Origin of the sequence: Pseudoflavonifractor capillosus, from assembly GCF_016902575.1 — a bacterium.
Classification (GTDB): Bacteria; Bacillota; Clostridia; order Oscillospirales; family Oscillospiraceae; genus Enterenecus; species Enterenecus capillosus_A.
In genome coordinates, this window is record NZ_JACSNZ010000046.1 from 1 (window position 1) to 15659 (window position 15659).

General features: G+C 60.8%; 11 protein-coding genes. 7 read left to right on the plus strand and 4 right to left on the minus strand.

What is annotated here, in order from left to right; genetic code table 11:
* Positions 1-143 precede the first annotated feature (143 nt).
* Entirely contained in the window at positions 144-707 is a 564-nt protein-coding gene (locus H9X86_RS10300) for a methyltransferase domain-containing protein (protein WP_204901441.1), read from the minus strand.
* Positions 708-779: 72 nt separating this feature from the next.
* On the opposite strand from H9X86_RS10300, the gene H9X86_RS10305 reads away from it, so the two are divergent.
* The 7 genes from H9X86_RS10305 to H9X86_RS10335 all read left to right on the plus strand — a co-directional run bounded on the left by H9X86_RS10305 (position 780) and on the right by H9X86_RS10335 (position 12041).
* A complete protein-coding gene (locus tag H9X86_RS10305) occupies positions 780-7523 on the plus strand; it encodes a metallophosphoesterase (protein WP_204901442.1) in 6744 nt (2247 codons plus the stop codon).
* A complete protein-coding gene (locus H9X86_RS10310) occupies positions 7523-8065 on the plus strand; it encodes a hypothetical protein (protein ID WP_243416923.1) in 543 nt (180 codons plus the stop codon). The genes H9X86_RS10305 and H9X86_RS10310 overlap by 1 nt, the downstream gene beginning before the upstream one ends.
* Positions 8066-8137: 72 nt before the next feature.
* Positions 8138-8668 (plus strand): hypothetical protein, encoded by a 531-nt coding sequence (locus tag H9X86_RS12765; protein ID WP_204901443.1) that lies wholly within the window; start codon positions 8138-8140, stop codon positions 8666-8668.
* 107 nt (positions 8669-8775) lie between these two features.
* The gene (locus H9X86_RS10320) at positions 8776-9267 is read left to right on the plus strand and encodes a hypothetical protein (RefSeq protein ID WP_204901444.1); all 492 of its coding nucleotides are present in this window, start codon (positions 8776-8778) and stop codon (positions 9265-9267) included.
* A gap of 221 nt (positions 9268-9488) precedes the next feature.
* Positions 9489-9932 (plus strand): Hsp20/alpha crystallin family protein, encoded by a 444-nt coding sequence (locus tag H9X86_RS10325; RefSeq protein WP_204901445.1) that lies wholly within the window; start codon positions 9489-9491, stop codon positions 9930-9932.
* A gap of 117 nt (positions 9933-10049) precedes the next feature.
* Positions 10050-11336: a hypothetical protein gene (locus tag H9X86_RS10330; RefSeq protein WP_204901446.1), complete on the plus strand. Its 1287-nt coding sequence runs from the start codon at positions 10050-10052 to the stop codon at positions 11334-11336.
* A gap of 6 nt (positions 11337-11342) precedes the next feature.
* Positions 11343-12041 (plus strand): DUF6320 domain-containing protein, encoded by a 699-nt coding sequence (locus H9X86_RS10335; protein ID WP_204901447.1) that lies wholly within the window; start codon positions 11343-11345, stop codon positions 12039-12041.
* A 77-nt stretch (positions 12042-12118) separates the two neighbouring features.
* Here H9X86_RS10335 and H9X86_RS10340 read toward each other — a convergent pair whose 3' ends face one another.
* From H9X86_RS10340 to H9X86_RS10350, 3 genes are all read right to left on the minus strand, one after another.
* Entirely contained in the window at positions 12119-13063 is a 945-nt protein-coding gene (locus H9X86_RS10340; RefSeq protein WP_204901448.1) for an alpha/beta hydrolase, read from the minus strand.
* A gap of 15 nt (positions 13064-13078) precedes the next feature.
* Entirely contained in the window at positions 13079-13603 is a 525-nt protein-coding gene (locus H9X86_RS10345) for a DUF308 domain-containing protein (protein ID WP_204901449.1), read from the minus strand.
* A gap of 766 nt (positions 13604-14369) precedes the next feature.
* Positions 14370-15659 (minus strand): Sapep family Mn(2+)-dependent dipeptidase (locus H9X86_RS10350; protein WP_204901450.1); only part of this gene is annotated, 1290 nt, incomplete at its 5' end.

Sequence of the window (15659 nt, forward strand, 5' to 3'; positions counted from 1 at the left end):
CTACTATTTTCAACTTTTCTTCCGCACTGTACTTACTTCGCCTGGACATGACAACTCCCCCTATCGAAGACTTTTCTAATTCCTTGTCTTCCATAGGGGGAGCATATCAGAATGTTCTATCCGGTGCGCTTTTATAGCTTGGCTTATGGCTCTCCCACAAAGAGCAGGTGATTGGAGGCCCCCAGGTGTTCGGGCTTCTCACAGGTATAAAAGTGGTACCGCAGATATTGGGCGTAGCTGGCATCATCCATGGCGTTGATCTTCTCCTGGAGCAGTTCGCTGACACCATCGGAGGCCACTTCATGGAGTATCTTTACACCACCTTGGTGCAGCAGTTCCCGGCAGGCATCCACGGTGTGGAACACGAAGGGGAAGTCGTCACAGCGGAAGGTCTCCTTGTTGTAGTCTCCCGTTATGAAGTAGTCCGGCACCTCGTGAAACATGGTGAGAATGACCATGTCGTTGGAGATAAAAGCAAAGAACAGCGTTCCATCCGGCTTGCACACCCGCTTCGCCTCCTGGATGCAGCGGAGCTTGTCGGCCTGGCTGTGCAAGTGATACAGGGGGCCAAACAGAAGGACAATGTCAAAGGTGTTGTCTGCATAGCGGCTGAGATCCAGAGCATTGCCCTGTACCAAATCAACGGAGTCTTGTTGGGCTACAAGAACTTTACATGGAAACCACAGAACATTGGTCGAACAAAACACCTACGTGCGCTATACTTGCCGGGTAAGAATTTTTTTGCAAAGAAAAAACACTGGAAGACTGAGGGATGACACATGGCAAGAAAAAAGGCGACAGTCAAGAGAATCGGGAGTTTATGTCTGGCGGGTGCCCTGGGACTGGGATTGATCCCCGTGGCCCAGGCGCAGCCAACAGGTGAGGAGCTGAAAATCTGTGTCATGTCTGACACCCACTACTATCCCCTCAACTACGTCAGCGACTGCCAGGACTACACCACCTACGTCAACGGCGACCCCAAGATGCTGGCGGAGTCCGGCTCCATTTTTGATGCGGCAGTGGATATCATTGAGCAAGACCAGCCGGACATTGTACTCATCTCCGGTGACTTGACCAAGGACGGCGAAAAGCAGGGCCATCTGGATGTCGCAGCCAAGCTCCAGGCCTTGGAGAATGAGGCAGGCATTGACGTGTTTGTCATCAACGGCAACCACGACGTGTACAACTACACCGATGCCTGCACCTTTGAAAACGGGAAAAAGGAGAGTGCCGAGACCGTTACCCCCGATGAATTTAAGAAACTTTACGCCAAATTCGGTTATAACGGGGATTTCAACGCCCAATACTACACCCCGCCCCAGGGCAAGCAGGCGGGTGGCCTGTCCTACACTGTGACTTACGGGGACTATGTCATTTTGGCTATGGACTCGGGGATGTACAGCCCCGATGCCACCGGTATGGAGACCAATGAGCACATCACCGCTGGACGGCTGGACGAGGATCTCATGGTGTGGGCTGTGGATCAAATTGAGGCTGCGGAGGCACAGGGAAAGACGGTCATTGGACTGATGCACCATGGCCTGCTCCCCCACTTTGAAAACGAGGACAAGATCGTCCATGAGTACGTGGTGGAAAACTGGCAGGAATCTGCCACCACGCTGGCGGATGCGGGCCTGCGCTACATTTTCACCGGCCATATGCACGCCAACGACGTGGCGGAGTTCACCACCGTTTCTGGTAACACCATTTACGATTTGGAGACCGGCTCTCTGGCCTCCTGGGGCTCCCCAGTGCGAACGGTGACCTTGGAAAAAGGGGAACCCTTAAACGACGGCACAAAGCGCACCCACGAGACCTTTACCGTCACCAGCCAGAGCGTGAAAACCATTGTGTACCAGGGGGAGAACATAGAAGATTTTGCTGCCTACACCAAGGACAAGCTCTATCCGGAAAAACTGTTCAACAACATGGCCAATGGTATGCTAACCCCCATGCTCAAAGAAATTGGACAGGTGGGCATCCGGGCCTATGTGGCCCAGCTGGCCCCGGAGCTGGACTTGAACGGCATGATCCTGGACATGGCCCGAGAATATCTGGTGGGAGGCATGGAGATCGAGCTGGGCAGCGGCATTGGCCGTGTCCACGTCTCCTACCGCAACGGCGGCATCCAACTGGATGCCAGCGGCACGGCGGGATGGGCGCTCGGCCCCATGACTATCACCGATGAGCAGATCATCCGCATGGTGGACGACCTGCTGGGCAAAGTGGAGCAGCAGTACATTCAAAACCCCGACTATCTTCTGGGAAAAGTGGATGAACTGGTAACTAAAATTTCCACTACCGGGGTGGCCCCCCTGGACACGCCCGAGGAAAAGAGCCTGTACGACCTGGTGGTGCTCCTCCTCACCGGCCACTACCAGGGAGCAGAGGATCCGCCCCAGTGGGTGGAGAGCGCCCGGGAATACATCCGCAGCGGGGTGGTGGTAAAGGACCTGGTGGACCTGCTGGTGGGTGATGTGTCCCAACTGGCAGAGGAGATAACCTCCAACCTGTCTGTGGACACCGGCATCGCCTTCAGCGGCCTGTGGAAAACCGCCATTGACAGCCAAACCGACAACGGCAACGTCAAAGCCACCCTGGATTTGGTGGGGCTGGACATCAACGAGACCATCAACGACCTGGTCAGCGAGTACATGAGCGAGAGCTTTCTCACCGGCATGGGCAGCCTGGTGGATGACATTTTGGCCGCCTTTCTCTACGACGACACCCTGGACGACGTGGAAGGGGACCCCTCCCGCAGCCGGACCATTACCTTCGACGGCACCAGGCGCCCCCAGGCCCCCTCGGTGGAAAACGGACTGCTGCCCGACCAGATCACCATGACCCTGGGGCAAGACCCCCAGACCTCCCGGGCATTTAGTTGGTACACGGGCAAGACGGTCACCAGCGGCGTGGTACAGGTCAGCGACAGCCCGGACTTCTCCCACGTGGTGGCGGAGGCCACAGCCACCACCCAGACCGTCACCACCCCCAAGACTCTGCTCAACCTGGGGCTCCTCACCAACTACACCACTCAGGAGAGAAACCGGCACACCGCCCTGGTCACCGGTCTGGAGCCGGGCAAGACCTACTACTACCGCCTGGGCTGCCAGGAGGAGGGCTACTGGAGCGATCCGGTGTCCTTTGAACTGGACGAGGCCGGAGACGACACCTTCTCCTTCCTCTATGTCAACGACTCCCAGGGCATGGTGCTCTCGGACTACCAGACCTACCTGAACACCCTGGCCCAGGCAGACGCCACCTTCCCCGACGCCTCCTTTCTGCTCCACAGCGGCGACTTTGTGGATGACGGCAGCAACGAGGACTACTGGAACTGGGTGCTGGACAGCAACGTCTCCGCCTCCCTGGCCACCGCCCCCGCCGCAGGCAACCACGAGGACCGCTCCTCGGTGGAGGGGGTGACGGTGGACAACGCCCTGATGAGCCACTTCAACCTCCAAAACCTGCCCCAGCAGGACACCTCCACCGGGGTCTACTACTCCTTTGTATACGAAAACGCCACCTTTATCGTGCTCAACACCAATGACCTGACCCAGGAGGAGACCCTCTCCCCCCAGCAGTACAACTGGGCCTATGAGACGGCACAGAATGCCGATACCCAGTGGAAGATCATCCTCATGCACAAGTCCCCCTACTCCAACGGCCCCCACGGGGAGGACAGCGACGTCATCGCCATCCGGGAGCAGCTGGATCAGCTGTGCGCCACCTGTGACATTGACCTGGTGCTCTCCGGCCACGACCACGTGTACAACCGCACTCCCTACCTGGCCTATGGAACGGAACAGAGCGTGCAGACCCAGACAGTGAGCCACGGTGGACACAACTACCAGATGGCCATGCAGCCCAGCGGCACCCTCTTCCTCATTGCCGGTACCGCCGGTGTGAAAAACTACCGGCAGGAGAGCATTGACACGGTGCCCAGCGCCGTGGAGGCCGGGCTGGACCAGGACTCCCCGGTGTACACCGGCATTGAGGTGGTGGGCGACCGACTGTATTACCGGGCCTACCGGGTCACCGACCAGGGAACGTCGGAACTCATTGACAGCTTCGCCATTGACAAAGAGAGCGAGGTGGAGACCCCCGCCTGGCAGAAGGTGGTGGATCAAATCGGTGCTCTGCCCCAGCCCGCCGACATCACCACCGCCCATGAGGGGGCCATCACCCAGGCCCGCAACGCCTATGACGCCCTGTCCGCCCAGGACCAGGCCCTGGTGAGCAACTACGCCTCGTTGGAGCAGGCCGAGCAGATGCTCCGTGCCCTCCAGAGCATTGCCGGCGGGCAAAGCCGCACCGTCAACAGCAAAAGTCAGTTCGTTGAGGCCCTCAACGACAGCTCCGTCACCGAGATCGTGGCCAGCGGCACCATTGAATTTGAAAATTTCTGGGGAAATGAGCGGGAATACACCATCAACCGGAATCTGCGCATCACCGGCTCCGCCACCCTGAAATTTGTGGAGTTTCACATCACCAACGGCGCCACCCTCATTTTGGACGGCAGCATCTACATCGACGACACCCGAACCCAGGGCTCCACCTACGGCTCCCTCAACCCCATTGAGATCTACGGCAACTCCACCCTGGTGACCAAGGGCTCGGTGCAGCTGCGCACCGAATACGGAAGGAGCGGCTCCTCCGACGGCTTTGGCGTCAAATTTGAAGAGGGCGGCACCGTGTACTGGAACAGCACCGGCAGCTGCTGGGGTGCGGAAGGGGCCATGTTCTCCTCCCCCTCCAACTCCAAAATCGTGGTCAACGCCGGCACCCTGGACCGCAAAAACGACAATCACCCCGCCATTGACACCAACGGCTCGGTGGAGGTCAACGGCGGCGAGATCTCCGATGTGTTTGTGGCCGGCACCTTCACCCTCAACGGCGGCACCATCGGCACTGAGGTGGAGGGCACCCAGCGCTACCCCGTCACCGCCAAAAGCACCTCCTACCTCACCGGAGGCACCATTCTCAACCGGGGTGGCCGTACCATCGACCTGCGAAACACTGGCAAGATGTACATTCTCACCGACACCTGGGGCAAGGTGGTCATTGGGGACTACAAGCCCTATGTGGGCCAGGTGGAGACGGACAATTATCGGGACATCACCATCTCCTACCGCCAGAGCAACGGCAGCAGCGGCAGCGACGGCATCTATGAGACAGACACCGCCGCCAACACCCCCCAGGGCATGGCTGGAGTGGGCGGCACCCGGCTGAACACCCAGCTCAGCAACGACGGGTCGGCCCAGGCCGCCATGTCCGCCGCCCTGGACAGCGGCACCCACACCGTGTACGGCAAGTACTATCTGGTGGGAGATGGGAAATCCGCTCCCACTGGAATGACAGGCACCGGCGGGTCGGCGGAGGCCATTGTGTACGGCCCCACCCGCACCGTGGAAAACTACCCGGTCACCCGGGTGGAGATCGTGGGGGATGAGACTCGGGTGGTGGCCTATCAGGAGGGGGGCAGCCTGCTCCTCCAGGGCATGGTCATCCCCGCCAACGCCTTTGACAACGCCCTGGTGTGGGAGTCCGGCAACGGGGACGTGGCCACCATCGGCCAGAGCGGCATGGTATCCCTGACCGGGGTGGGCAAGACCGTCATCACTCTGCGCGCTCAGGCCTATCCTGACCTCACCGACCAGATGACCCTCTACGCCGTCACTCCCACCCTGACCGGGCCCGATACCCTGGAGCTGGACGGCACAGGCCGGTACTCCGCCTCTCTGGGGTGGACCCCCGGCGCAGACGATCCGCTGACCATCCACTGGTCGGTGAGCGACGGCACCGTGGCCGCCATCGACCAGAGCGGAGCCCTGACCCCCCTGGGCATCGGCACCACCAAAGTGACAGCTGAGGTGTACCTGGACGACAAGCCCACCGGCATCCAGGTCACCCAGGATGTGTCCATCGGCCTGGAAGTGACCCAGGACACCCTGGACAACCTGGTGAACATCACCCTCACCGACGCCAACACCATGGAAGGCGACCCAGATAAGACCTTCCAGGACCTGCTCCCCGGCAGCTACACCGTGGGTCAGCCCCAGCTGGTGGGGGGCGACTACCACATCCCGGTGACCCTGGAGCGCACCCCCTATCTGGAGGTCTATAACGGGGAACACGGCACCCACTACTTCATGGTGGAGAATCAGGACACCATTACCGTCACCCTGGTGTGCAACGTGGACACCGGCGCATTCTCCCTGCTGGATCCGGCCCAGGCTGCTCTGGACTGGGAAGTGGTGTGTCTCACCCTGCGCCCCATGCGCACCGAGATCTACCCCGGCGGCGATCAGCTGCCCACTCCTTACATCGAGACGGGGATGTTCTATGTCTACCACCTGGATAAGCTCCAAGAGCTGTACCAGGGCGGCATCCTGGACTTTGCCTACTTCAACGCAGACGGTCAGCCTGTCACCCAGGGGCAGAATCCCCCGGGGGAGTACACCGTGAAGCTGACGGTGGACGGGGAGCCGGTGGAGACGCTGACCATCACCTACCAGGAGCAGCAGCTTACCTATAACGTGCGCCCCGGCACCCTGGTGCTGCGGTACATCAACGACCAGGCCAGTGAGCACCATGAGGTGTTTACACCCGACCAGGCCCAGGCAAGCACCGACCGGGAACAGCCCTTCGCCGCTGCCCAGGACACCACCCAGTTCTACATCAACGGCCACCAGGAGCGGGAGACCGACTTTGAGGATGTCTCTTTGATGTTCGACGACATTCTTTCCAGCTATGGGGACAACAACCCCCAGCAGGATCTGGTGGAGAAGGCCAAAGAGCAACTGAACTTGACCTTGGATCCGGATCACACCCAGTTCAAGTACATGGATCTGGTGGACTCCACCAGCGACAACGCCTGGGTCAGCGCCTCCCAGCGCATCACGGTATTCTGGCCCTATCCGGAGGGCACCGACCAAAACACCCCCTTCACCCTGCTGCGCTATGACGGGGTCAACCGCCAGTACGGCCTGGGCGGAGACGAGAGCTACCAAGACCAGATGCAGGCAGTCACCGTGACCCAGCTCACCCAGGAGGAGAAGTCCGCCACGGTGCAGCAGCTGGAACATGGTCTGCTGCTCACCATCCAGGAGTTTACCCCGGCGGCCTACGCCCTGTCCTGGCAGCCCACCGTGTCGGTGGATGTGACCTGGGGCAGCCTGTCCTACACCTATAACCCCGGCACCTGGAACCCCGACACCCACCAGTATGACGGCAGAGGGTGGACGGCAGACCAGGAGGGCGGCGACCGGATCACCTTGGTCAACCAGGGCGCCGCAGATGTTGCCGTCACCGCCGGGTACACCGCCGAAGAGAACTACACCTCCGGCGGCACCTTCCAGGTGGACGGAGTGTCCGTGAATGGATCCCAGTCTCTCCCCGCCGCCACGGACGGCACCCCCAGCTCCCTCATCTTCACCTTCCTGCCCACGGGAGATCCGGTGGCCCAGCAGTTCGAAGGCCAGAAAATTGGCACCATTACCATGACGATTGGAGATGTATCCTAATGCCTCAACAGCAAACCGAGAAGAAGCCGCTCAAACTCAAATGGCTGATTCCCCTGATGCTTCTCATTACCGTTGCTGCGGTGGCCATCACCGTGAGCATCCTGCTCAAGCCGCCCACGGTACAGGCCCCAGACTTCGCCCCTCAGTCGGTGGATGACAACGCACACAAAATGGAGGACGAGAACACGGACAAGCTGGAGACCCAGGAGGGGGGCGGCGCCATCAGCCTGACCTACTCCACCCAGGTGGAGGTGGATCTGGGGGACGGACAGGCCCACATCCTCTTCCAAAACCCCGCCCGCTCCACCCAGGACGTGGTGCTCCAGCTGGTGGTGGGGGAGGATGACCAGGAGACCCTGGTGGCCCAGTCCCAGCTCATTCCCGCTGGCTACGCCCTGGACAGCATGGAGCTGGAGGAGCCTGTGCTCCTCACCCAGGGCGGCTATGAGGGGGAGTTCCGGGTGCTCAGCTATGACCCCGACAGCGGGGAGAAAGCGGTGGTCAACACCGTCATTCCCGTGGATATTACCGTCCAAACCTAAGGTTGTTGTGGGGCTTTGCCCCATTGCAATAGATTTTTGAGAGAATGCGTTTAAAACTAGGAGGAAATCATCATGAAAAAATCCGCAATTGCCCTTATGGGTCTGGCCTGCACCCTGGCTGTCTCCAGCGCTGCGTTTGCCGCTACCATCACCGATGTCAACAGCGGCAACAGCGATTTCCACGAGGTAAAGGGCCAGTACCACACCGACGGGGCCGCCAGCACGGTGTACAGTGTGGACGTGGCCTGGGACTCCATGAAGTTTACCTATACGGTGGCCAGTGAGGGTACCTGGAATCCCACCACGCACCGGTATGATAGCGCTTCTGAGGGCCAGTGGAGCGGTGACGGCGATGTGAAGGTGACCAACCACTCCAATGCCAAGGTCAAAGTGGCTGTGACCTACGCCGCCGAGAGCAGCTACTCCGATATCACCGGCAGATTCAGCAACGGCTCCTTCCGGCTGGCCACCGCTGAAGGCACCCAGGTGGACAGCGCTCCCAACCAGACCGCCACCCTCACCCTGTCCGGCGAGCTGGACAAGAGCGTTGGCACCAGCACCAAGCTGGGCACCGCCACCGTCACCATCACCGCCGCCCAGTAACGTACCAACTCAAATACCAAGAGGCAGGGCCGCAGGCCCTGCCTCTTTCCAAAGGACACCACCCAGGGGTGCTGCCTTTTGGAAAGAGACAGGCAAGGAGGATTTCCATGGAAGGCAGAGAAAAAATCGTGGTTTCCCTGGTGGGTGCTGTGTGCGCCCTCAGCCTTTTGGTGATGGGGGTGGTGTTGTACCGCCACAACCAGACACCCCCGTTTCAGCCCCCTGCCTTTGACCCCGCCGCCCAAGTGGGCACGCCCACCGTAGCCCAGGAATATCAGTGGACGCCCGTGGAGGTCACCGACGGCTACACCATCTCTCTGTGTGCCCAGCCCAGGGTGGAGGGGGATGAGGCGGTGGTGTACCTCACCTCCCCCCAGGACAACCAGGTGTGGGTGAAGCTCCGGCTGCTGACCCAGGGGGGAAAGCTGCTGGGGGAGAGCGGGGTGGTGCGCAACGGGGCGTATGTGGAGCGGGTCGCTCTGACCCAGCCTGTCACCCAGGACACCCCCGTGGTGATGCAGGTGGTGGGGTATACCCCGGAGACCTGGCACAGCGCAGGCAATGTACAGCTGAACACCCAGCTCACTGTGACACCGTAGTCAGAAAGAACGTGCCTGACGTATGATTCGTGGTCATACTGCCCTGCCTAGAGGGGAAAATCGCATATATTATGAACAAACATCGTGAACTTTGTAAACATTAGCACTCTCGTGTTGACAGCGCTAATTTACGGTGCTATAACATAATTGTTCCAAGAAGAGGAGCAGATGAGCTCCTCCCGCAGGGCACAAAATGAATGACACGAATGGAGGAATGACTTATGTTGCCCAGCATTTTTGGTGAGAATTTGTTCGATGATTTCTTTGGGGATGACTTTGGGATGTTCCCCGTGTGGAATACCCGCAATCCTCTGTATGGCAAGCACGCCAAGAACCTGATGAAGACAGATGTGCGGGAGACCGAGGACAGCTATGAGCTGGATGTGGATTTGCCCGGCTTCAAGAAGGACGAGATTCAGGTGGAACTGAAGGATGGTTACCTGACCATTGGGGCCACCAAGGGTCTGGATAAGGACGAGCAGGACAAAAAGGGCAAGTACATCCGCCAAGAGCGGTATGTTGGCTCTTGCAGCCGGAGTTTCTATGTGGGCGATGTGGAGCCTCAGGATATCTCCGCCAAGTATGAGGACGGCATTTTGAAGCTGTCCATGCCCAAGCAGGTCAAGAGAGAGCTTCCCCAGCGCACCACCATCGCCATTGACTGACCCATGATGCCGGGAGAGGCGCTTCCGCCAGAGCGGAGGCGCCTCTTCTTTTTTTGCCATTGTCAGGGAAACATTTGCATACTATAATGGGATAAAACGGAGAAGGGGGGCGGGTCTATGGGCAGACGAAAAGGACAGGACAAGGGCTGGTTTCAGCTGGATAACGCCGCCATGATGTACTCCGCCATTCAAAGCGGCAACTACTCGGCGGTGTATCGCTTTTCCGCCGTCATGGCCCGTCAGGTGGAGCCTCAGGCCTTGCAGCGGGCCATTGACCGCACCTTGCCCCGGTTCCCCGGTTTCCATGTGAAGATCCGCCGGGGGGTGTTCTGGTACTACTTTGAGCCGGACGACAGCCCCGGCCCTTTTTTGCAAAAGGACATTCAAAACCCCTGTCAGCCCGTGTACTTTCAGAATAAGGACCAGCTGATCCGCTTTTTCTACTACCGTCACCGCATCTCCATGGAGGTATTCCACGCCCTGGCCGACGGCGGCGGGGCGCTGGTGCTGTTCAAGACCTTGCTGGCGGTATATCTGCGGGAGCTGGGGGAGGACATCCCCAACACGGACGGAATTTTGGATGTGACAGAGCAGCCCGACCCCCAGGAGTGGGAGGATGCCTACACCAGGTACACCCGAAAGCGGGTGCGGCTGGGCCGCTCTGAGCCTAAGGCTTACCCCTGTACCGGCACCCCCGAGCCTTTTTACACCCTCAATGTCACCATGGGGTTTGTCTCGGTGCAGGCCCTGCGGGAGGTGGCAAAGAGCCATGGGGCGTCCATCACCGAGTATCTGGCGGCGGTGCTCATCCAGTCCATTCTGGCCCGGCAGCGGCGGGAGGGACGGCGGCGGGAGCTTCCGGTGGCCCTGGCCATTCCCATCAATCTGCGCCCCTATTTTCCCACCCGCACCCTGCGCAACTTCGTTCTCACGGTGCGTCCCTCCATCGACCCGGAGCTGGGGGACTACACCCTGGATGAGATCATTTCCCAGGTACACCACCACATGCGGCTGCACATCACCCGCCAGGAGATGCAGGGGGTCATCACCCGCAATGTGTTCTTACAGAAATTTCTCCCTCTCCAGCTCATCCCGGTGCCGGTGAAAAACTTTGTGGTGGATCTGGGCTACCGCATAGCGGGCAACCGCCCCTATTCCACCACTTTTACCAATCCCGGAGCCTTCCGGGTGCCCAAGGAGATGGAGCCTCACATCCAGCACATGGAGGTGGTGCTGGGCCAGTCCTACACCCCCCGGGTGAACTGCGCCTCCATCAGCTACGGGGACGTAATGGAAATCACCTTCGCCGGGACGGTGAAGGAGACGGACGTGGAGCGGGACTTTTTCCGCACTCTGGTGCGGGACGGGCTCCATGTAAAAGTGACATCCAATCGAAGGGAGTGAAGTGCCATGTCATACTGTGTCAACTGCGGGGTGGAGCTGGACAGGGATGCAAAGGCGTGTCCGCTGTGCCACACGCCGGTGGTCAACCCGGTATGTCCGGTGGACACCACCATCCCTCCCAACTTCCCCATGGAGCGGCGGGAGGTGGAGCCGGTGAACCGGCGGGAGGCGGCAGTGCTGCTCACCGCCCTGTATGGGGTGGTGGGGGTGTGCTGTGTGCTGCTCAACCTGCTGTTCTGGTGGCGGGGTATGCCCTGGTCGTTGATCGTGGCTGGGGCCTGCGCCATGCTGTGGGTGTGGACGGTGGCGCCGCTGCTGCTGCGCTCCCTGCACTCCCTGTTCCTGCTGGGGCTGGATCTATTGGCTGTGGCGGGGTTTTTGTGGCTCATCGCACTGGCCACCCACGGCCTGGACTGGCTGGGGCGGCTGGCCCTGCCCATCTGGTGGGGGTGCTCGGTGGTGCTGCTGTTTTTGTGGTATATTCTACCCCGGCGCTCCATTCTCAGCCGGTGTATGCTGGTGCTGGGCAGCTGCGTGGCGCTGATGCTGTGGCTGGAGGGGTGCATTGACCTGTTTTTGGGCGGCTACCAGCCCATGTGGTCCCTGGTGGTAGCGGTGGTGGGGGTGACCTTGATGGTGCCCCTGTTCATCATCCGCTACCGACCAGATCTGCGCCGGGAGGTGCGCAGAAGGTTCCACTTCTAAAAAGTCGTAAAAATATCAGTGCTTTCCTAATGGCGCCAACGCTGACAGAAAAAAACTCCCCCATCTGGGGGAGTTTTTTAATCGAATTTTTGCAAAAAGGCTGCCATATGCTCCATGGCCTCCCCGGCGCTTTTCACGGGGAACATCTGGAATACGTGCCACATATCCGGCCAGATGCGGAGCACGCAGGGTACCTCGGCCTGGCGCAGCTTGTCCGCCAGGCGGGTGGCGTCGTCCCGCAGGATCTCCCGCTCTCCCACGTGGATGAGGGTGGGGGGGAAGCCGTGAAGGTCGGCAAAGAGGGGGGAGAGATGGGGGTCATCCCACTTGCCCTGGGGGGCGTAGGCACCCCGCACGGCGTGGATATAGTCCATGGTGAGCATGGGGTCTAAGTCCCGGGCGGAGGAGTAGGAATCTCCCGAGGCGGTGAGATCTGTCCAGGGGGAGAAGAGCACCAGCCGTCCGGGGAGAAACCGCCCCGTCTCCTTCAGCTTCAGGCACAGCTCCAGAGCCAGATTGCCCCCGGCGGAGTCCCCCGCCACAATGACCTCCCGGGCGCCGTACCCCAGGTGCATCAGGTAGTCCCAGGCGGTGAGGGCATCTTCCAGTGCCGCCGGGTAGGGGTGCTCTGGGGCCAGCCGGTATTGGAAGGCCAGGGTCTCACATCCGGTGGCGGCGGACATCTTGGCTGCCAGCACCCGGGCGTAGCCCAGGTTGCCGCTGGTGTAGCCGCCGCCGTGGCAATAGAGAATGACCCGCCGCCGCTGGTGGCCCCGCTCCGGGCGCACCCAGGCCATGGGCAGCTGCTGGTGGGTGAATGGCTCCCAGCTGAAGCCGATGGGGGGCGAGATGAGCCGCCCCAGCACCTCCTGGCCCCGGCGCTGCCGGTTTAAGTCGGCAGGGTCCATGGAGTCCGGGGAGGTGGCGGAGTGGATGGTTTTCAAAGCGGCCATCATCCCATCAGTCAGGCGTTTGTTCAGCCGCTCGGCACGCTCCCGGGGGAGCAGAGAGTGATATTTCATGGAAACCTCCTGAAATCAGCGGATGGAGCGGGCGGCGATGAAGTCGGCCACGCCGTCCAAAATCAGACCCAGGCCGAAGAATTGAATCACCATTTGGGCGGCCTGGAAGGGGTTGATGAGCAGCACCAGACCCAGAATGAGGGGCAGCAGGGTGGAGGCCACGCCGTAGATCATGCCAGAGGCGTGGGTTTGGATGGCATCCAGCATCAAAGGCAGCTTGCCCACGCCGTCCAGCAGCAGCAAGGCTCCCAGCACAAAGGGGAGGAAAGAGAGGATCACATGGGGTCGCAACAGGGCAAACAGGGCGAAGAACAGGGGGAGGACGGAGAGAAACAGATCTCCGCCAAAGGACTGGCCTGCTTTTCGGCCCTGGAGGTAGCGGATAAAGTGGGGCACAGCGTACACCAGGCAGCCGATGGCCAGCGCCCACACAAAGGCGGTGCCTACGGCAGCGGGGAAGAGCAGCAGGGGCAGACCCAGGACGATGTACACCACCGCCATGCCCACCGAGGCGTTGCGGGACCAGAAGTAGTTGAACATAATATGACCTCCTCGATGGCCCGCCAACGGGCGGGCCGCAGATCTAAGTTCATTGTACCACATCCACCTGACAAGGGCCAGGGAAGAATGATGCAATTCTTTGCCTGGCGTTTCCTTCTCCGATTTCTCGGGCGGAAACCAGCGCCCCTGGCAGGGACGCTCCGCTGGGCCCAATTTCTCAGCGATGAGAAATTGGGGAAAGAATCGCCAAAGGCGGGGCCTTCCCCCGCCTTGTGGAATCCACCCCGCGGTACTGGATGCCCCTGCGTTCTCCTTATTTCGGCCCTTGGCCTGGTGGGGTCACATGGATGGCGTGGAAATTCTACAGAAAGTACCTACTTCTCTGGCAGACAATGCTTCTATCCCCAGGGCCTTACCCTGGTGAGCCGCTGTTCCCAGCGACCGGAAGCTAGGCTCCCGGCGGCGGGAACGCCGCTTCTCCAGGATAGGCCCGGACGTGGAAATTTCCTGTCTATAGGGCCAGCTGCCCAAGGTTGCCTGGTGTGGTGGCAGTGACAGGAGCCACAGCAAGGGTGACGGGCCGAACCTAGTCTTGACGCAGGGCCAGCCTCGTACCCCAGGGGGGTACTTAGGGGGGAACGCCCTAAGCGGGTTTTGGTTTCTTTTGCCCGTTCAAAAGAAACCCCCAGCGGGGAGCGCGTTCCCCAGGCTTCCAAGCCTGACAATGGCGTTAAGAGAAGAAGCATGTTTTTCATAACGCCGAAAAAACAACAGGGCCGCTGCGTGTCGCAGCGGCCCCAGAAGATCACTCAGCACACATATCCAAGATGATGTGGGCAAAGAGCTTGGCCGAGAGCATCAGGTCAGCGATCTTCACCCGCTCGTCGGCACCGTGGAGGTGGGTATCAAACCCAGGCATGGTGCAGCCGAAGGCCACGCCGCCGGGGATCTCGTGGACGTAGGTGCCGCCGCCGGTGGACAGACACTCCCCCTTGAGGCCGGTGTACTCCTCGTACCGCTTCAGCAGGGTCTGGACAAAGGGAGAGTCGGCGGGGGTGTGGTGAGGCTCCTCCTGCTCCCCCTCAAAGGTGAAGCCCCGGGCTTCAAAGGCGGCCCGGGCCACGTCCTCGCAGTTTTCACGGGTGGCACACAGGGGCACCCGGGCGTCAAAACGGCCAGTGAGTCCGGTCTCGGTGATCTCCAGCAGGGTGAAGGCCAGGGTCAGATCGCCGGCAATGGGCTCAGACTGGGCGATGCCCAGGGCACGGCCATGATAATCCCCGTGGGGAAGCAGGGTGTTGAGGTGATCCAGGGCCTGCTTGCAGGGGCCGTCAGCCAGGGGCAGGGCACACAGCAGGGCAATGAGTCCGGTGACGGCGTTGTTGCCACCCTCGGGCCAGGCGGCGTGGCTGCCCTCGCCTTTGGCGTGGATGACCGTGCAGTTGTCCTCGCTGGTAAAGGTGAAGGTGATGCCGGTGCGGGCGGTGACGTTCCGGGCAAAGGGATGTACCTCGTGGAGGGTCAGACCCTCCACCGCCGCCTCGGCGTCACCGGGCAGCACGTTGATGCGGAAGCCGCCGTGGAGCCACTTCACCCGGGGCAGAGCCTCCTGGACGGGCCAGGAGCAGGTGAAGGTGGGCTTCAAGCCGCCCTTCTCGGTGTTGATGACGGGGTAACCGGAGTCGGGGGAGAAGGTGGCGGGGGCAAAGGGATTGCGGGCAAAGTACCAGGCGATATCTCCGGAGCCGCTCTCCTCGTTGGTGCCCATAATGAGGCGGCAGTTGGCCTTGAGGGGCACGCCCAGATCCTTCACCGCCTTCATGGCCAGCAGGGAGGCCACCACGGGGCCCTTGTCGTCGTCGGTACCACGGCCGTAGATGAGGCCGTCCACCACTTTCGGCTCGTAGGGCTGGGTGACGGTCCAGCCCTCGCCGGGAGCCACCACGTCCAGGTGGCCCAGAATGTGCAGGGCATCTTCCTTGTCGCACAGGTCGGCGGTGCCCACATAGCCCTGGTGGTTTTGGGTGATGAGACCCCACTCCTGGGCCAGCTTCAGGCCCTCCTCCAAAGCGGCGGCGGGGCCGGGGCCGAAGGG